This window comes from Staphylococcus casei (genome assembly GCF_030294405.1).
Lineage (GTDB): Bacteria > Bacillota > Bacilli > Staphylococcales > Staphylococcaceae > Staphylococcus > Staphylococcus succinus.
Genome location: NZ_CP125718.1, coordinates 302,505 through 321,896 on the forward strand (window position 1 = coordinate 302,505; position 19,392 = coordinate 321,896).

Consider the following 19,392-nt stretch of genomic DNA (forward strand, 5'->3'; position numbering starts at 1 on the left):
TTATAAATTCATTAACAACTTTATCTAAACAATGTGTATAATAAATAAATTATAGAAAGAATTAAAGGGGTGTAATCATGCAACGAGACACAGAACAGTATATCTATCGAGAAATATATAATCGTTTAAAAGAAGACATACTTGCATTTAAATACGATAGTCATGAAAAGTTACCGTCTAAAAGGGGAATGGCAGAACATCTTAGTGTGAGTGTGAATAGTGTGAAATCAGCTTATGAACAATTATTAGCAGAGGGATATATTTATACTCAAGAACGAAAAGGATATTTTATTGAACCCTTAGATAAATTAATCATTGATCCACATGCGCATATTACATTAGAAGCACACGAAAGTAATCTTGAAGACACTTATGATTATTCTTTTTCCCATATGAGTACCGACATCTCAGAATTTCCAGTAGATACGTGGACAAAATTAATGAAAAGAGTATTTCAAAATTATGATTATTATTTATCCGCGATACCACATATCAAAGGGCCAGTTGAACTCAGACAGTCTATAGCTAAATTAGTATCATATCAAAGAGGAATACAGTGCCATCCAGAACAAATTGTTATAGGGTCTGGAACGAATACATTATTAATGAAGTTAATCCAGCTAATGGAAGATGACGTTAAGATTGCAGTGGAAAATCCTGGCTATTCAAGGTTTCGAGCGTTGTTAAAGCAAACAGGGACACATATCTTACCTATAGAATTAGATCATAAAGGCATATCTATAAATCAAATTAAACAACTGCAGCCACAAGCTGTAATTGTGACGCCTTCACATCAATTTCCAATGGGAACAATTATGCCTGTTTCAAGACGAATTGATTTATTAAATTGGGCGAGTCAAAATCATAGCTATATTATAGAAGATGATTATGACAGTGAATTCAAATATGAAACCGATAATATCCCTTCATTATTCAGTTTCGATAAAAATGAAAGTGTCATCTATTTAGGTACATTTTCGAAAACACTTATGCCTGGACTTCGTATAAGTTATATGATTTTACCAAGTACATTAATTAAAAAGTTTGAAGCACAGAATCATAATATGATTCCTGATTTTTCTATGTTAAATGCGTTGACATTAAATTTGATGATTAAAGAAGGACACTATGAAAAATATCTGAAGAAAATGCATCAACTCTATGGTAAAAAAAGAGCGTATTTAATAGCAGAGCTCAATAAAGTATTGAAATCTGCTATCACGATTAAAGATACGCAAGCAGGATTACATTTTATAATAGAAGCAAAGTCTCGATACACATACACAGAAATTGAAACACGTGCAAGAGATCAAAAATTAGAACTTTATACAATAAACAGGTTTTCTATGAAAGCGCTTCAAAATAATTCCGAATCTAAATTACTGATCATAGGTTTCTCTAAAATTCAGCAACAGCAAGTACCAGAAGCTGTTCAACGTTTAAAAAAAGTACTGTTAGGGTGAATTGGTACCATCTATTAAGATAAACTGGTGCTTTACACAATACCAATAATATTCTAAATTTTTAGATAACATTAAAATTTTGAATATAAAAGCGTAGGGGGTTTCTTTATGTCAGAGCAATTTGAATATTATAAAGCAAAAAGAGAACAATATGTAGCACGTGGTGTTGGTAACGGTAATTTACATGTTGCAGATAAAGCACAAGGTTCTACGATTACCGATATAGATGGTAATACATTCATTGATTTTGCAGGTGCGATTGGTACATTGAATGTAGGACATACACATCCTAAAATAACAAAACATTTAAAAGAACAGTTAGATAAATTCATACATCCCGGTTTTAATGTCATTATGTATGAAAGTTATTTAAATTTAGCCCAAAAACTCACTGAAATTACACCTGGTCATTTTGATAAAAAAGCAATTTTACTTAATTCTGGTGCTGAAGCAGTTGAAAACGCTGTAAAAATTGCGCGTAAATATACGGGAAGACAGGCAGTGGTTTCGTTTGTCAGAGGTTTCCATGGACGTACAAATTTAACAATGTCTATGACAAGTAAAGTAAGACCTTATAAATATGGATTTGGACCATTTGCCCCAGAAGTCTATCAAGCCCCATATCCAAATGTCTCTGAAAAAGCGGAATCATTATCAGAAGCTGAATACGTTGATCAAGTCATTCATAAGTTACATGATTTCTTTATCGAAACAGTAGATCCAAGTGAAGTAGCATGTATTGTCATGGAGCCAGTACAAGGTGAAGGTGGATTTATTATTCCAGATTCAAAATTTGTGGCAGCAGTTAAACAAATTTGTGAAGATAATGGCATTGTTTTTGTTGTAGATGAAATTCAGACTGGATTTGCACGTACTGGGAAAACATTTGCAATAGAACACTTTGGTATTGCGCCCGATTTAATCACAGTTTCAAAATCATTGGCAGCAGGTTTTCCGCTAAGTGCAGTTGTAGGTAAAGCTGAAATTGTTGATAGTGCATCCCCAGGTGAATTGGGTGGGACATATGCGGGTAATCCATTAGCTTGTGAAGCGGCATTAAAAGTCATTGATATTATAGAAGAAGAGCAGTTAAATGAGAAAGCAGAAACACTAGGTTATCATTTAGAAAATTATTTACACACGTTAAGTGAAAAACATGACAGCATAGCAAATATTCGTCGTTTGGGGGCTATGGTTGCATTAGAGATTATAGATCCTAAAACGGGTCAACCAGATAAAGTACGCACTGGAAAAATTGTACAGGCAGCAAATCAAAATGGCTTATTATTATTATCAGCAGGTATAAAAGGAAATGTGATTCGTTTCTTAGCGCCATTAGTTATTACTGATGAAGAACTTAACCAAGGATTGGCAATCTTAAAAGAAGTGTTTGATCAAGTTGCAACGACACACCGTATATCATAAATTGACATAAAATAGAGCCAGTTTAAAGCATGCGTTTCTAAAGTAATGATTTAGTGTAACTAAAGTTAAAAAGGGGAGTCGAACCTATGACACAATTGGAAGTTACTAATCCAGCGACAAATGAAGTCATTGAACATTTAGCATATACAAGCCATGAGGATATTCATGCACAAATTGAACGTACACATCAAGCTTTTGAAGAGTGGAAATATAAAGATGCTCATGAACGTTCAGCTAAGTTATTACAGTGGGCAACACTTATTGATGAACATCAGGATGAACTTGCACGTCTGATTACATTAGAGGGTGGTAAGCCATTAGCAGAAGCAAAAGGCGAAGTTATTTACGCGAATTCATATGTAAAATGGTATGCCGAAGAAGCTAAGCGTGTATATGGACGTACAATACCAGCTAATACACCGTCTAAGAAGATTGTTGTAGATAAGTTTCCTGTAGGTGTTGTTGGTGCAATTACACCATGGAATTTCCCAGCAGCCATGATAACACGCAAAATTGCACCAGCTTTGGCAGCGGGATGTACAATTATATGTAAACCAGCAGTTAAGACGCCTTTAACAACGATTAGATTAGTAGAACTTGCACATGAAGCTGGGATACCCAAAGACGCGGTGTCTTATATTATTGCTTCCGGCAAAGATGCTGGCGATATATTTACAAGTCATCAGCTTATCAATAAAGTAACCTTTACTGGATCAACAGGCGTTGGGAAAACACTTATTGAACAATCTGCGCAAACAGTTAAAAATGTAACGATGGAACTCGGTGGTTTGGCACCGTTTATTGTCCATAAGGATGCGGACTTAGAAGCTGCAGTGGATGGAACAATAGCTTCTAAGTTTAGAAATGCAGGACAAACGTGTATTTGTGCAAACCGCATATATGTACATGAAGATATTGCTGACCAATATATTGAAAGCCTTACAGAAAAAGTCCATGACTTAAAGGTTGGTAATGGATTAGATGAAGGTGTGAAGGTTGGTCCAGTCATCGATGCTAATGCAGTGGAAAAAGTCCTGTCACACATTACAGATGCTCAAGATAAAGGTGGTAAATTATCTAGAAGTGTTGATGATATCCAATCGCTAGGTGGTAATTTCTTGAAACCGGTTGTTATAGCTCATGCTAATACAACTATGAAGGCAATGTATGAGGAAACTTTTGGTCCTGTAGCGCCAGTCATGACATATAGTGACTTAGATGAAGTCATTCGTATTGCTAATGATACAGAATTTGGTTTAGCATCATACTTCTTTACTAACGATTATCGTACAGGATTAAAATTATTTAATGAGTTAGATTATGGTGTAATTGGTTGGAATGATGGTGGACCATCTGCAGCACATGCACCATTTGGCGGATTGAAAGAAAGTGGATATGGCAGAGAAGGCGGTACAGAAGGTATTGAACCATACTTAGAAACAAAATATCTCTCTGTAGAAGTCTAAAATAGAAATACATGAAAGTTAACAATATATAAACAAAGGCAATCATAAATGAAATATAGCAATTAACTGATGGTAGGTTAAGGATGAAAAGGACAGTAATTTCAATCTTAACCTATCGCTTTTTAAAATTTAATGAATGTTATGGGGTATGTTCAATGAAATCAAAATCGCAATTTAATAAAACAATGAACGTTGTTGACGTCTTGTTCCTTGCTATTGGTGCCATGCTAGGATGGGGTTGGGTTGTCCTTTCGGGGGAATGGGTGTCTACAGCAGGTTTTGTAGGTAGTATTATTGCATTTTTACTAGGTGGATGTTTAGTTATTGTAATTGGGTTAACTTATGCGGAACTTGCTTCTGCTATACCAGAAACGGGTGGCGGATTCATCTTTGTGAAGAAAGCTTTTTCTCCAGGAATCGCATTTATCTCTGGTTGGTCCGTATTATTCGGATACGTTTCAGTTATAACGTTTGAAGCGGTGGCATTACCAACTGTAATTGATTATGTAGTACCTTTTGAACACCAAGGCTTAATGTGGAATATTGCTGGATGGGATGTTTATGTTACTTGGGTATTAATCGGTTCTGTAGGTAGTATTTTACTGACATCGTTGAATTATTTCGGTGTCAAACCAGCAGCTATTATGCAAACTGTATTTACTATTTTTATTGTTGCAGTAGGATTATTATTAGTATTCGGCGCTGGATTTAACGGTGACTTTAGTAATTTAAAGCCTTTTGAAAATGGTGTGGGTGGTACCATGTCTGTGCTAATGATGATACCATTCCTATTTGTTGGATTTGATGTTATACCTCAAATTGCTGAAGAAGTAAAAGCACCTTCGAAAAAAATGGGTGGCATTTTAATATTCTCTATTGTGGCTTCGGTAATATTTTACTTACTTATCGTATTTGGTGTGGCAACAGGACTTTCTCCAAAGGCATTATCAACCAGTAATTTAGCGACTGCTGACGCTATGGTTAATCTGTTTGGTAGTAATGGATTTGGTGTCTTACTTGTACTTGGTGGTGTAGCAGGTATTATTACAAGTTGGAACGCCTTTATTATAGGAGGTAGTCGCATATTGTATGCAATGGCAAACAACGGAATGATTCCCAAGTGGTTTGCCTATATACATCCGAAATTTAAAACACCAACACATGGCATTTTATTCTTAGGTATTCTAGCTTTTGTAGCGCCTTTATTAGGACGACCGGCCCTTTTATGGATTGTTAATGCTGGAGGGATTGGTGTGGTCTTAGGATACTTGCTTGTTGCTTTTTCATTTCTTAAGTTACGTAAGAGTCAACCAGGATTGGAACGACCTTATCGTATTAAGAATGGCAGAGCAGTAGGAATTATTGCTATTATTTTAAGTATTTTATTTATTGTAATTTATTTGCCAGGAATGCCTTCTTCTTTAGCTTGGCCATCTGAATGGTTAATTGTTATTGTATGGTATTTTATAGCGTTTGTGCTTTATTTTACACAAAAAAGAAAAGCGACTAATCATTATAATATAGCAGCACATATAGAAAAAGAATAAATAAAAAAGCATGTCTTCTAAAATGATGAAGACGTGCTTTTTATATTAACAATACTTGAATAAAATGACTGATACAGATGTTTGAAACACAGTAATTGTTATTATTTTAAGTATTAAGTATAATTACACATAGCTTAAAGATATGTTACTTATTTTAAAACAATATATAGCGTTATTGTTTAAAGGAGAATACAATGATGAAAAAATTATTAGCAAATCAATTATCAGATGTGCAAAATTATAAATTATTATCGGGAAGTATTATTCCCAGACCTATCGCTTTCGTAACATCCCAAAATAAAAATGGGCTCTTGAATGCGGCACCTTTTAGTTTTTTTAATATTGTAAATAACGCACCACCTATGATATCTATTTCAGTACAACGTGCCGGTGGTAAACGTAAGGATACAGCTTTAAATATAGAAGAAATGGGCGAATTTGTAGTTCACATTACTGATGAAAATAATGTGGAAAATGTGAATATAACAGCAGCACAGTTGAATCCAGAAGAAAATGAGCTGGACCACACTAAGTTTACACTTGTTGACTCTGAAAATATTACTGTGGCAGGTATAAAAGAAGCAAAGGTTCGATTAGAATGTAAATTGGATCAAATTGTAGAGATCGGTTCAAAAGATGACGGTGCAGACCTTATTATAGGTGAAGTAGTGATGTATCATATCGATGAACATATTTATTATGGAGATAGCAAGATAGACGCATTGAAACTTGAACCTGTTGCACGTTTAGCAGGAAATGATTACGCAAAACTGGGAGACACATTTACAATTGAACGACCTAAATAGTGAATTTTATTAATATAAGTACTATGGATGAACAAGTTAGGGATAAAGTATGTTATGAAATATTGAAAGTAAAAAGAAATAAACTCGAATAACACAAAAAGGAAGGTTTCTATATTAAAATAGAAACCTTCCTTTTTAAGTTATCTAAAGTGTTTGTAGTGCTTAAGGTTTCCTGGGAAATAACATTTAAACAGGAAGTAAGCATACAAAATTATAGATTTTTGTTAACAGAAGCGTCGTAGATAGAATCTACTGTTTCAGCTAAAATTTTGTCAAACTCTTCTTCAGATTGATTTACATTTAAATCATTAATTAAGGCACGTGAGAAACTAGCAATAAGACCTTCGTTTTGTTTTAGTACTTCGTTCGCATGTTCTCTACTATAACCGCCAGACAATGCAACAACTCTAACAACATTTGGGTGATTAATTAATGATTGGAATTGGTTAACGTTAGTAGGTATAGATAATTTCAACATGACAAGTTGATCTTCGTCTAATTTGTTTAGTTCTTCTAAGATAGCGTCAGTTAAATAGGATTCTATTTCTGCTTTTTCTTCAGCGTTTATATTAACTTCAGGTTCGATGATAGGTACTAATCCAGCAGCAATAATTTGTTTAGCAACTTCGAATTGTTGTTTTACAACTGAATCAATGCCTGTTTTATTAAGCTCTAGAATGTTAGAACGCATTTTCGTACCAAAAATTTTATGTTCATTTGCACGACGTAATAAATCGTCTAAATCTGGCATTGGTTTCATTAATTGAACGCCATCTTTTTCTTCGGCTAAGCCTTTATCGACTTTTAAGAATGGAACAACGCCTTTATCTGCTAAGAAATCGCCAGTATGTTTGCCATCGACTTCGCGATCCATTGTTTGTTCGAATAGGATTGCACCAATAATTTTTTCTGAACTGAATGCAGGTGATGATACAATACGCGTGCGCATATCGTGAACGAGTTTGAACATTTCGTCTTCACTACTATATTGATCTTCAGTAACGCCGTAATCTTTTAAGGCTTTAGGTGTACTTCCACCACTTTGGTCTAACGCAGCAATGAAGCCTTTACCATTTTTTACTTTATCCAATTGTTCTTTATTCATTCTTACCACTCCTTATACTTTGTTCAACTTCAACTATAGTATGATAAAAATTACACTATAACGCAAGTTCTGAGCATCTTAGATTTAGAAATATAATAAATAGAATACTAACTTTAATAAATATTAGGGATACTTAGGTGAAAGCCTTAGTAATAGCAATTAAAAAAATAGGCGTTGGGTTATAAAAAGCATCTTTTTTTCTATATACACGTTGATAAACGTCAACATCGACATGAACATGCTCAAAACCTAAAGATTGTAGAATTTCAATGTCGTATTGTGGTCGTTGTTGTTGATTAATTGAAATACTTTGCTTAATGGCTTCACTTTCTTGCAACATAGTATCACCTAACGTGAGGTGGGCATGATCATTAGGCATATTACTATAGTCTTCAAATGAATCTTTACCATAGTCTCCATCAATGTTAATGAGTGTGCCGTTGGATTTTAATACTCTGAGCCATTCACGGTATACTTCCTGTGTATTTGATAATAACCAAGTGACATTTCGTGCAATAACGACGTCAAATGTTGCATCTTCAAAAGCTAATTGCTCAGCATCCATAATTTGAAATTGGATGTCTTGATGAAAATGTTGCGCATTTTGTTGTGCAGATTTAATCATGTCCGAAGATATATCAATACCTGTAACATCGCTACCTTGTTGCGCACATAAAATAGCTAGGAAGCCTGCTCCAGTCCCTATATCTAAAATTTTCATACCTTCTTGAATCGATGTAACATTATTAATTTCTTTTATCCATGCTTGAGCATGCTTACTTTCTAATTCTGCTTGTTTATCTTTGCTAAAAGATAGTGCACGCTTGTCCCAATAGTTAATGATTTGATTTTTATTCATTTTAATGACCTCTTTACTCAAATTCTTATGAATAGCTACTATATATTATAGAATAAAGTCGCTCGAAAGTAAGGAAAGATGATAGTAATATTTTACTGGAAAAATTGATAAAAAATATGACGCTATACTTCTATATTAATATTGAAAAAAGAGATTTAATTTTTGATGAAAAACAACTTCATTTTATCGAAAAAACAGATGAATATAAATTTAACAATTTATTAAAAAATTCTGTTATTTTTACATAAAAGCTAAAAAAATACAAAGAAATATTTATACATTTTAATTGCATAAAAATACATAATGTAAACTTTGTAAGGTTTGTTCAATTCGTTAAATTTAAACTTAACACTGTGATTGTGGCAATTTTCTTAAGATGATAAATTAATATGGTTATATAATTATTCATCTTTTTAAGATGTTTAATTTGAATGTAAGTTGCATTATTATTTAAAGTTCGTTAGGCTCATGTTTGTGAATAACTAAATGATTTGTTTATTGCAACGAAGATTATAAGACAAATTTTTACATAATATTCAATTTATGAGGAGTGCTCAAAAGTGAAAAAGAATAAAGTTATGGATTGGCCGACATTTATAGGCACAGTAATTGTATTATTATTTGCTGTTGTGCCAATGATCGTGTTTCCTAAAGCAAGTCAAGAAGTAATCACGGGATTGAATAAAGCCGTGTCCAATTCTCTTGGCTCAGTATATTTATTACTTGGATTAGTAATTTTTGGATTTGTACTTTACATAGCATTTGGTAAGTACGGGAATGTCACATTAGGTAAAGCTACAGATAAGCCTGAGTTTAATGATTTTAGTTGGGCTTCAATGTTGTTCTGTGCTGGTATTGGCTCAGACATTTTATACTGGGGCGTTATCGAATGGGCATATTATTATCAAACACCACCACATGGTGGCAAAGGCATGACGGATCATGCATTAGAGTATGCCACAATGTATGGCATGTTCCATTGGGGACCAATTGCATGGGCAATTTACGTTTTACCTGCATTGCCAATCGGTTATTTAGTATTTGTTAAAAAGAAACCGATATTTAAAATTAGCCAAGCTTGTCGACCAATTTTAAAAGGACAAACGGATAAGTTTTTAGGTAAAGTTGTAGATATCGTGTTTATTTTAGCCTTATTATGTGGTGCAGCAACTTCATTAGGACTAGGTGTACCTTTGATTTCAGCAGCTATTGAGCGTTTAACAGGTATCGATGGCCATAATATGTGGATGCGCACAATTATTCTATTATTAATCACATTAGTCTTTGCCATAAGTTCTTATACGGGACTTAAAAAGGGTATACAAGTCTTAAGTGATGTCAATGTATGGATTTCATTACTGTTGTTAGCGTTTGTATTTATAGTGGGACCAACAGTATTTATTATGGAAACAACAGTTACTGCATTTGGTGATATGTTGAAGAATTTCTTCCAAATGGCAACATGGCTCGAACCTTTTGGGGGCATTGGTGGACGAAAAGATACGAATTTCCCTCAACAATGGACTATATTTTATTGGTCTTGGTGGATTGTTTATGCGCCATTTATTGGATTGTTTATTGCCCGTATTTCAAAGGGACGTACGTTAAAAGAAGTTATTTTAGGGACAATTGGTTATGGGACATTAGGTTGCTTGATGTTCTTTGGTATTTTTGGAAACTATGCAGTGTATTTGCAAATTTCAGGACAATTTAACGTTATTAATTTCTTGAATTCACATAGTGCGGAAGCAACAATTATTGAAGTTATGCATCAACTACCATTCCCAAATCTGATTGTTGTATTATTTGTTATCGCAGCTTTCTTATTCTTAGTTACTACTTTTGATTCTGCATCTTATATTTTAGCGGCAGCTACTCAAAAACAAGTAATAGGTGAACCATTACGTGCCAATAGATTATTCTGGGCATTTGCATTAAGTTTATTACCTTATTCATTAATGTTAGTTGGGGGACAAAATGCATTAGACGTCTTGAAGACAGCATCACTTTTAGCAAGTGTTCCTTTAATTGTGGTATTTGTTATCATGATGATATCGTTTATACGAACATTAGAAGGCGATCGTCTGAAACTTGAGAGACGTGCAGATAAGTTTAAAGAAGTGGAAAGACGTTCACTTAGAATGATACAAGTAAGAGAGAAAAAAGAAGACGATAATTTATAGATATAAGTAAAGAAACTGTCAGCTTAAGTTGACAGTTTCTTTTTTATTTTTTAGAGATAAATAAAAAGCACTAAGAAATTAAACTTTCCTAGTGCTTTAGCAATCATTATTTAACTTTCTTTTCGGGTATTGGAAAGTATTCGAATATTTCTCCACTTTCGATTGCGTGACTCAAATTTTCTAGCCATTCGTAATACGGTAAAGTATCGATTAACTGCTGTTTGATTTCGTTAGCCTCTCGTTTTGTAGGCTCATCGACATTTTTATCGTTGATAAGATCATCGAGTAATGCAACGGAATCATGTACGGCTTCAGAATTGATAACAATCTCTCTATGCCATTTACGTGTGAAGAAATTACTGAAGAAATTAAAAAAGTTTTTTTCAGCGGTAAAATGTTGTTTTCGACTACCACGTGTAAATTGCTGTTTAACAATATCAAATTCTTGAAGCCTTTTAACGCCAGCGCTCATGCTTGGCTTACTCATTTGAAGTTGTTCGCGCATTTCATCTAGCGTCATACTACCTTCAAAGAGCATTGTGCCGTATAAATTTCCTACACTACGGTTAATTCCGTATAGGTCCATCGTTTCTCCAATTGCGTTGATAACGATGTCTTTTGCTTCATTTAATTGGTGCTCAGGGTTGTTTGAATGTACCAAAATGTACACCTCCGACATATTATTTTAAAAAATACAAATTTAAAATATTAGGCTAATTTGCCTTAATAGCGAGGAAACTAACCATTTTCTATTTAAACTCGTTTGACACCCTTTCGATTACTATGCTAACATAAAATTTATAAAATTCGTTAAATAAAAATTTAACAAACTTAACGGAGGTAATTTTAATGGAACTTGTAAAAAATTTATCTCGTCGTCAATATATTGATGGTGAGTGGGTAGAAAGCTCTAATAAAGAAACAAGAAAAATTATTAATCCATATAATCAAGAAGTTATTTTTGAAGTAGCTGAAGGTACTTCAGAAGATAGCGAACGTGCAATTGTTGCAGCTAAAAAAGCATTTAATAAAGGTGAATGGGCACAAGAAACGAGTGAAAATAGAGGTAAAAAAGTCAAAGCGATCGCTGATTTAATCGTAACGCATCGTGAAGAACTTGCCAGACTTGAAACGTTAGATACCGGTAAAACACTAGAAGAATCATATGCTGATATGGACGATATTGCGAATGTATTTAACTACTTTGCTGGTTTAGCCGATAAAGATGGTGGAGAAATTATAGATTCACCAATTCCAAATACAGACAGTAAAATTGTGAAAGAACCAGTAGGTGTAGCAACACAAATTACACCGTGGAATTATCCTTTACTACAAGCATCATGGAAAATCGCTCCAGCTTTAGTTACAGGGTGTTCATTGGTTATGAAACCAAGTGAAATCACACCATTAACAACAATTCGTGTATTTGAATTGATGGAAGAAGTTGGATTTCCTCAAGGTGTAATTAACTTAGTATTAGGTAAAGGTTCTGAAGTTGGTGAACCATTATCATCACATAAAGATGTTGACTTAGTTTCGTTTACAGGTGGTATAGAAACAGGTAAACACATCATGAAACAAGCAGCTAATCATGTTACAAATGTTGCATTAGAATTAGGTGGTAAAAACCCTAACATTATTTTTGATGACGCAGATTTTGAACTTGCAGTTGATCAAGCATTAAATGGTGGTTTCTTCCACGCAGGTCAAGTTTGTTCTGCAGGTGCAAGAATTATCGTTCATAACGATATTAAAGATAAATTTGAAGCAGCTTTGATAGAAAGAATTAAACGTATTAAATTAGGTGATGGTTTTGATCCTGAAACTGAAATGGGACCAGTCATCTCAGCAGAGCATAGAGAAAAAATCGAAAAATATATGGAAGTTGCTAAATCTGAAAATGCGACTATCGCTATAGGTGGTAAGCGTCCTGAACGTGAAGATTTACAAGATGGCTTCTTCTTTGAACCAACAGTTATTACAGATTGTGATACTTCAATGCGTATTGTACAAGAAGAAGTATTCGGTCCTGTTGTTACAATTGAAGGCTTCTCAACAGAAGAAGAGGCAATTGAGCTTGCAAATGACTCAATTTATGGCTTAGCTGGCGGACTATTTACTAATGATATTAACAAAGCAGAACGTATTGTTAATAAATTGAGAATGGGGACAGTTTGGATTAATGACTTCCACCCATACTTTGCACAAGCACCATGGGGTGGTTATAAACAATCAGGTATTGGTAGAGAACTTGGTAGAGAAGGTTTAGCAGAATATCAAGTAGAAAAACATATTCTACGTAATACGAATCCAGAACCAGTGAATTGGTTCGGCAGTAAGTAATCGACAAATATTTAAATTAACCTTTATTCATATAAACAACACAATTAAAATTCAGGAGGCTATATATAAATGAGACAATCTTATGATTATATTATCATTGGTGGAGGTAGCGCTGGTTCAGTATTAGGTGGCAGAATAAGTGAAGATGCTTCAAATAATGTGCTTGTATTAGAAGCAGGACGAAGTGACTATCCGTGGGATTTATTAATTCAAATGCCAGCAGCGTTAATGTACCCAGCAGGTAACAAACTATACGATTGGATTTATGAAACAAATGCAGAACCACATATGGATGGACGTAAAGTAGGCCATGCACGTGGTAAAGTATTAGGTGGTTCAAGTTCAATTAATGGTATGATTTACCAAAGAGGTAATCCTATGGACTATGAAAAATGGGCTAAACCAGAAGGTATGGAGCATTGGGACTTTGCACATTGTTTACCTTATTTCAAACGTTTAGAGACAACATTTGGTTCTAACAAAGATGATGAATATCGTGGTCACCATGGTCCAATTAAATTAAGACGTGGGCCTGCTACAAACCCATTATTCCAAGCATTCTTCAACGCAGGAGTGGACGCTGGATATAATAAAACGCCAGATGTAAATGGTTTCCGTCAAGAAGGATTTGGACCATTCGATAGCCAAGTACACAATGGACGTCGTGTTTCAGCTTCTAGAGCTTATTTACACCCAGCTATGAAACGCAAAAATTTAGAAGTACAAACGCGTGCATTTGTAACTAAATTAAACTTCGAAGGTAATAAAGTAACAGGTGTTACATTTAAGAAAAATGGTAAAGAGCATACTGTAAGTGCAAAAGAAGTTATCTTATCAGGTGGGGCAATTAACTCACCTCAATTATTACAATTATCAGGTATCGGTGATTCAGAACACTTACGTTCATTAGGTATTGAACCTCGTTTACATTTACCAGGTGTTGGTGAAAACTTTGAAGACCATTTAGAAGTTTATGTGCAACATGCATGTAAAGAACCAGTTTCATTACAACCAAGTTTAAATAAACTGAGAATGCCATTCATTGGTTTGCAATGGATTTTAGGACGTAAAGGCGCAGCTGCCTCAAACCACTTTGAGGGTGGCGGGTTCGTTCGTTCAAATGATGAAGTAGATTATCCAAACTTAATGTTCCACTTCTTACCAATTGCTGTAAGATATGATGGTACAAAAGCACCAACTGCACATGGTTACCAAGTACACGTGGGACCAATGTATTCTAATTCTCGTGGACACCTAAAAATTAAATCTAAAGATCCATTTGTTAAACCAGACTTCGTATTTAACTATTTATCAACAGAAGAAGATAAACGCGAGTGGGTAGAAGCTATAAAAGTAGCTAGAAATATCTTGAACCAAAAATCTTTAGATCCATTCAATGGTGGGGAAATTTCACCAGGACCTGAAGTACAAACAGATGATGAGATTATTGAATGGGTTAAACGTGATGGTGAAACAGCATTACATCCATCATGTAGCTGTAAAATGGGACCTAAATCTGATGAAATGTCAGTTGTAGACCCAGATACATTCAAAGTACATGGTATGGAAAATCTACGTGTTGTAGATGCTTCTGTAATGCCTCGTACTACAAACGGTAACATTCACTCTCCAGTGTTAATGATGGCTGAAAGAGCAGCAGACATCATTAGAGGTAAGAAACCTTTAGAACCTGAGTATGTTGATTATTACCGTCATGGTGTACATGATAAAAATGCAGGTACAATTAAATAAATTGTAAATAAAAGTAACCGTTGGCCTTATCACAAGGCTAACGGTTACTTTTTGTTTGTAAATGATTTATTCTTGTTCTAATAATTTGAATTTATTTTCTAATGTTTTTAACCCTTCATCGATGAGCGCCTTTTGTTCTAATAAATTATTTTGATGTTCTGTAAAAATTGCTTTTCTTTTTTCAATTGTAGATGGTCCTTGGTGATAAAGTTCAGCAATTATTTTAATTTGAGCAATGGGCATATGCGTTTGACGCATACATTTGATGAATTCAATCCAGTATAAGTCTTCAGATTTGAAGTCTCTATAACCATTGCTATCGCGTTCTACAAAAGGAAATAACCCAGATTTATCATAATATCTGATTGTATGTGCGCTTATACCAATTTGTTGTGCTGCAGTTTTAACGTTCATATAGAAGGTCTCCTAATTTAATGAATATGTGACAGAATAGAATTTTTATATCAGGTCCATATATTTTAATTTAGTTTAACTTGGTTAATTGATTAATGAGTGTTTCGTAATGTGCATGAATGATAGCTTTGAAGCCGAAAGTATTTTCCAGCGCTTCAATGAGTCTTGCTTTATCCTCATAATGAATTAATTCAATATCACTCATGCGTAAACCAATCCCTTTAATATCATCATGATATAAATTGTTTTGATGTGATAGTTCGATGAGGTATTGTGCTAAATCTTTTACATAATTCTCTGGTGCGATTTGTACGGTTTGCTGATCGATGGTCTTGTTCTTATCATCAATAATACTTAGCTGAGTTTCTAGGTTTGAAAAGTTTGCAACGAAATATTGCATCATAATACCTCCATTTATCTTGTAGTATAGCCGCCATTTGCAAATAGTGTTTGACCGTTAATCCACCAACCTTCTAAAGTTAAGAATTTAATGATTGGCACTATGTCTTCTATTTGTGTGAGTTGATTGTGTAATGCTTGAGATTTGTGGAACGTCACTGCATCATCAGATTCTTGTGGATAGAAGAAAGGTGTATCCATAGGTCCAGGCGCCACGTTATTGACAGATATACCACGTGACATAAACTCTTTTGAAGCAGCACGTGTATAATGTTCTAAAGGAGCTTTTTCACCTGCGTACGTGGAATAATACCCAGTATATGCTGATAATAAAGAAGTAGCAATTGATATTATTTTTCCATGATTATTCATATATTGTTCGGCATACTTTATAAAAAAATAGGCCTGTTTAGCATTAATGTCTTGCATCGTATTGTAATCAGACTCTGTTGTATCTGAAATAGATTGCTTTAATACTTTTCCGACTGTATTAATAGCAATATCGATTTTACCAAATCTTTTTACTGCAAATTGAAACAAATCTTCTATATTGCTTACAACTGTTAAATCACCTGAAAAAAGGGCGCCTTGTCCACCTAAAGATTTCACTTGCTGAAGTGTATATTGTGCTTCTTCAAGACTGTGGTCATCATGATGGTGAATAATGATATTCGCACCACTTTGAGCATAGGTCTGACTTAGCAATCCTCCTAGATTTTTAGCGCCACCAGTAATAACGACGACCTTATCTTGTAAACTATTGAATTTCCCCATATAGAAACCTCCTTTGTAATATACAGAGACTGTACACCTTAGAGCGCACTATCAAGCAAATATCAGGGCGTATGATTGGTATTGAAAAAAGGGTAGAAAACATAATGTTTTCTACCCTTTAAAAATTTATTTGGAATAGTTATTTTGCAGAGATTAAGATTGTTTACGCGTAATTATATCTGCAATGGCACGGGATGATGCTCCATCCTCTAATGAACAAAAGTCATTATAGAAGCGCTCGATTTTATCTTTATATTCAACTTCGATTTGATCTAAGTTTTTAAGATCTTCGGCTAGTTTATATGCATCTTGATAAATAGGGCCTGGTAAATCGTTGTTGTAATCAAGATAGAAACCTCTTAAATCTTGACCATATTTATCTAAATCATACGCAAAGAATATTTGTGGACGTTTTAATACACCATAATCAAAGAAGACAGATGAATAATCGGTAATTAAGCAATCTGAGACTAAATATAATTCAGAGATGTCACTATAATTTGAAACATCGATAGCAAAGTCTTCATATCCTCTTAAATCAAGTGCATTAGAGATTAAGTAGTGCATTCTTAATAAAATAACATATTCATCGCCTAATTTTTGTTGTAAGTTGTCTAAATCAATTTTTAAATCGAATAAATATTTGCCTTTCTTAACAAACTCATCATCTCTCCATGTTGGCGCGTACATGATGACTTTTTTATCTTGTGGCAAGTTTAAATTCTCTTTAAGTTCTTGGATATAAGCATCGTCATTTGCACGATTAACTAATAAATCATTTCTTGGATAACCAACTTCAAGAATTTTTTCAGGTGGCATCCAAAATGCTGTTTCAAATATTTTAGTTGAATAAGCATTAGGAGAAACTAGGTAGTCCCAACGACTTGTTTCTTCTCTGAAATTACGTTTGTAGTTATCGGTTGTAGTTCCTGGCATACGAATGACTTTCATATCATTTGCTAAACGTTTTAAAGGTGTGCCATGCCATGTTTGGATATAAACTTGGTTAGGCTTTTTATTTAAATAAAGTGGTAATCTAGCATTAGCAACCCAATATTTTGCTTTAGAATAAGCTTCATAGTACGCGGCTGAACCTTTTTTAACCTTTTTAGCGGGGCCTGGAAGATAAACATTACCTGGCTTTTTAAATACCCAAATAAACTCATAATTAGGATGATGTTTCATCATATACTCATAAACATATTTAGGGCTATCACTGTAGTTTTTACCGCCGAAAGCTTCAAATACGATTGTATGAGGACTTACTTTATCTTCACTATCTGTAAGTTGATAATGCGCACGATTTTTATTTTTTCTACCTAGTGCGACACTTTTTAGTAGTCTTGTATTTTTTCTTAATTTGTTGATTTTATGAGCAGTGTCACGTTTGTTTAGCATCAACATTAATGATTCTAAAATAAATAAGGGCTTTTCATTTTTGAAAATATTAAACATTAAAGATCTTGTAACTTTTGGTAGTAATTCACTATGGTTTTCATATCTTTCGTCAGTTTTTCTTAAAGAAGGTTCGAAAGAATATTTATATAAATGTCTCATTTTATTTTTTATGAAACGTTTATTTTCTTTATTAGGTGCACGCTTAATAGAGTCGGCAAAACTGGAAACATAATCACTAAAAACGATACTGAATTCTTGTTGTGATAATGTTGGTTTCAAGAAAGGATCATAGATTTCACCTTTGATATAAAATGGGAATCGGCTAATACGTACAAAGTTATCAGCATATTTGATAAATTCTAAAACGAACGACCAATCGATAAACACATTTAAATCTTCACTGAACTGTAAGTTATGTCCGCGTGCAATTGCTGTTTTAAAGACAATATTACATACTGAGTGTTTTCGTAAAAATTGATTAGATTTATTTTCTGTTTTAAAAAATTCAACTTTTACTAAATTTTGATCCACATATTGTGGGATGTCTAAAGTAAACGAATGGATTGGTGCGATAAGTGCATCATAGTGACGAATTTTCTTCATATAGAATGAAAGTGCGTACGATGCTAAATAATCATCTGAATCAATGAAAATGAAGTAAGGTGCATCAATTTCTTTTAAAGCGACGTTTCTTGCATGTGCATGTCCTGTATTTTGTTCTAAATCGATTTCTTTGACTGTTATATCCCAATCTTGTAGACAATGAGAAGCAATTGCCTTAGATTGGTCAGTTGACCCATCATTAACTAAAATTAACTCAAAATCTTGAAATCGTTGTTGTTTAAGACTACTTAAACATCTTTCTATATAATCTTCCGAATTGTAATAAGTAACTATAACGGATATAGACTTCATCGTTTTCCCTCTTTTTTAAAAATTTTCTTATATTTACATATAAAATAGAATGTAGCAAATTTTCACTATCATTATCAAATATAAAGTGATAGTAATTGATTTGTGGATGAAATGTTACGGCATTAAAGTAAAATTTCTGTTTTTATAGCTCTGTATGATACTAAAGACCACATTGTAGCATTTTCAGTAGAATTAAATAAAACATAAACCCTTTAAGGGTAATGATAATATTTATTATAATACAAAGAAAATAACTGGCAACACTTTGCGAAATAATCATTGAACTCTTTTATTTTACTATAAATATATAATATATCCAGTAAATTAACAAAAGTATATACTATAACTACTCGTCTAATAATAAAAAAGTTATAATAATTTCGATAAAATTTGTTTTTTTACAAAGTTAAATTCTTTGTTAAGCTTAACGGTAGAGGTTTGTGTGAAAATATAATTTTGTTGAAAGTAAAATACACAGGGTAAAGCATAATAGTAACCAATTTTATGAATGACTTTTTAAAAGTAACACTTTAATAAAAAGTC

15 protein-coding genes are annotated in these 19,392 nt (G+C 33.5%); 8 read left to right on the top strand and 7 right to left on the bottom strand.

What is annotated here, in order from left to right:
• The first annotated feature begins 77 nt into the window (after positions 1 to 77).
• From gabR to QMO72_RS01315, 5 genes are all read left to right on the top strand, one after another.
• Positions 78 to 1,463, top strand: a complete 1,386-nt coding sequence (gene gabR / locus QMO72_RS01295) for a MocR-like transcriptional regulator GabR (protein WP_103267745.1) — start codon at positions 78 to 80, stop codon at positions 1,461 to 1,463.
• A gap of 108 nt (positions 1,464 to 1,571) precedes the next feature.
• Positions 1,572 to 2,888: a 4-aminobutyrate--2-oxoglutarate transaminase gene (gene gabT / locus QMO72_RS01300; RefSeq protein WP_103267744.1), complete on the top strand. Its 1,317-nt coding sequence runs from the start codon at positions 1,572 to 1,574 to the stop codon at positions 2,886 to 2,888.
• Between the two features lie 86 nt (positions 2,889 to 2,974).
• Positions 2,975 to 4,354, top strand: coding sequence for an NAD-dependent succinate-semialdehyde dehydrogenase (locus tag QMO72_RS01305; RefSeq protein ID WP_103267743.1), 1,380 nt, complete (start codon positions 2,975 to 2,977; stop codon positions 4,352 to 4,354).
• 155 nt (positions 4,355 to 4,509) lie between these two features.
• Positions 4,510 to 5,901: an APC family permease gene (locus tag QMO72_RS01310; RefSeq protein ID WP_103267742.1), complete on the top strand. Its 1,392-nt coding sequence runs from the start codon at positions 4,510 to 4,512 to the stop codon at positions 5,899 to 5,901.
• Between the two features lie 197 nt (positions 5,902 to 6,098).
• A complete protein-coding gene (locus tag QMO72_RS01315) occupies positions 6,099 to 6,707 on the top strand; it encodes a flavin reductase family protein (protein ID WP_103267741.1) in 609 nt (202 codons plus the stop codon).
• 211 nt (positions 6,708 to 6,918) lie between these two features.
• Here the strand turns inward: QMO72_RS01315 and QMO72_RS01320 are convergent, their stop codons facing one another.
• Positions 6,919 to 7,812 (bottom strand): fructose bisphosphate aldolase, encoded by an 894-nt coding sequence (locus tag QMO72_RS01320; RefSeq protein ID WP_103267740.1) that lies wholly within the window; start codon positions 7,810 to 7,812, stop codon positions 6,919 to 6,921.
• A gap of 133 nt (positions 7,813 to 7,945) precedes the next feature.
• Complete coding sequence (locus QMO72_RS01325; protein WP_103267739.1) at positions 7,946 to 8,671, bottom strand: class I SAM-dependent methyltransferase; 726 nt, start codon at positions 8,669 to 8,671, stop codon at positions 7,946 to 7,948.
• Positions 8,672 to 9,231: 560 nt separating this feature from the next.
• Here QMO72_RS01325 and QMO72_RS01330 point away from each other — a divergent pair.
• Positions 9,232 to 10,854 carry a BCCT family transporter gene (locus QMO72_RS01330; protein ID WP_103267738.1) on the top strand — a complete coding sequence of 541 codons (1,623 nt, stop codon included), beginning with the start codon at positions 9,232 to 9,234 and terminating at the stop codon, positions 10,852 to 10,854.
• A gap of 106 nt (positions 10,855 to 10,960) precedes the next feature.
• On the opposite strand, the gene cudC is transcribed toward QMO72_RS01330, so the two are convergent.
• Positions 10,961 to 11,515 (bottom strand): choline uptake/conversion transcriptional regulator CudC, encoded by a 555-nt coding sequence (gene cudC, locus QMO72_RS01335; RefSeq protein WP_103267737.1) that lies wholly within the window; start codon positions 11,513 to 11,515, stop codon positions 10,961 to 10,963.
• Between the two features lie 188 nt (positions 11,516 to 11,703).
• Between cudC and betB the strand changes: the two genes are divergently transcribed.
• On the top strand, positions 11,704 to 13,197 hold the full coding sequence (gene betB, locus QMO72_RS01340) for a betaine-aldehyde dehydrogenase (RefSeq protein ID WP_103267736.1): 1,494 nt from the start codon (positions 11,704 to 11,706) through the stop codon (positions 13,195 to 13,197).
• A gap of 69 nt (positions 13,198 to 13,266) precedes the next feature.
• A complete protein-coding gene (gene betA, locus QMO72_RS01345; RefSeq protein WP_103267735.1) occupies positions 13,267 to 14,949 on the top strand; it encodes a choline dehydrogenase in 1,683 nt (560 codons plus the stop codon).
• 66 nt (positions 14,950 to 15,015) lie between these two features.
• Here betA and QMO72_RS01350 read toward each other — a convergent pair whose 3' ends face one another.
• The 4 genes from QMO72_RS01350 to QMO72_RS01365 form a co-directional block, all read right to left on the bottom strand.
• Positions 15,016 to 15,363 carry a MerR family transcriptional regulator gene (locus tag QMO72_RS01350; protein WP_069823177.1) on the bottom strand — a complete coding sequence of 116 codons (348 nt, stop codon included), beginning with the start codon at positions 15,361 to 15,363 and terminating at the stop codon, positions 15,016 to 15,018.
• Positions 15,364 to 15,433: 70 nt separating this feature from the next.
• Entirely contained in the window at positions 15,434 to 15,766 is a 333-nt protein-coding gene (locus QMO72_RS01355; RefSeq protein WP_286093225.1) for a hypothetical protein, read from the bottom strand.
• An 11-nt stretch (positions 15,767 to 15,777) separates the two neighbouring features.
• Positions 15,778 to 16,536, bottom strand: coding sequence for an SDR family oxidoreductase (locus QMO72_RS01360; protein WP_103267733.1), 759 nt, complete (start codon positions 16,534 to 16,536; stop codon positions 15,778 to 15,780).
• 153 nt (positions 16,537 to 16,689) lie between these two features.
• Positions 16,690 to 18,849, bottom strand: a complete 2,160-nt coding sequence (locus tag QMO72_RS01365; protein ID WP_103267732.1) for a bifunctional glycosyltransferase/CDP-glycerol:glycerophosphate glycerophosphotransferase — start codon at positions 18,847 to 18,849, stop codon at positions 16,690 to 16,692.
• Between the last annotated feature and the right edge of the window lie 543 nt (positions 18,850 to 19,392).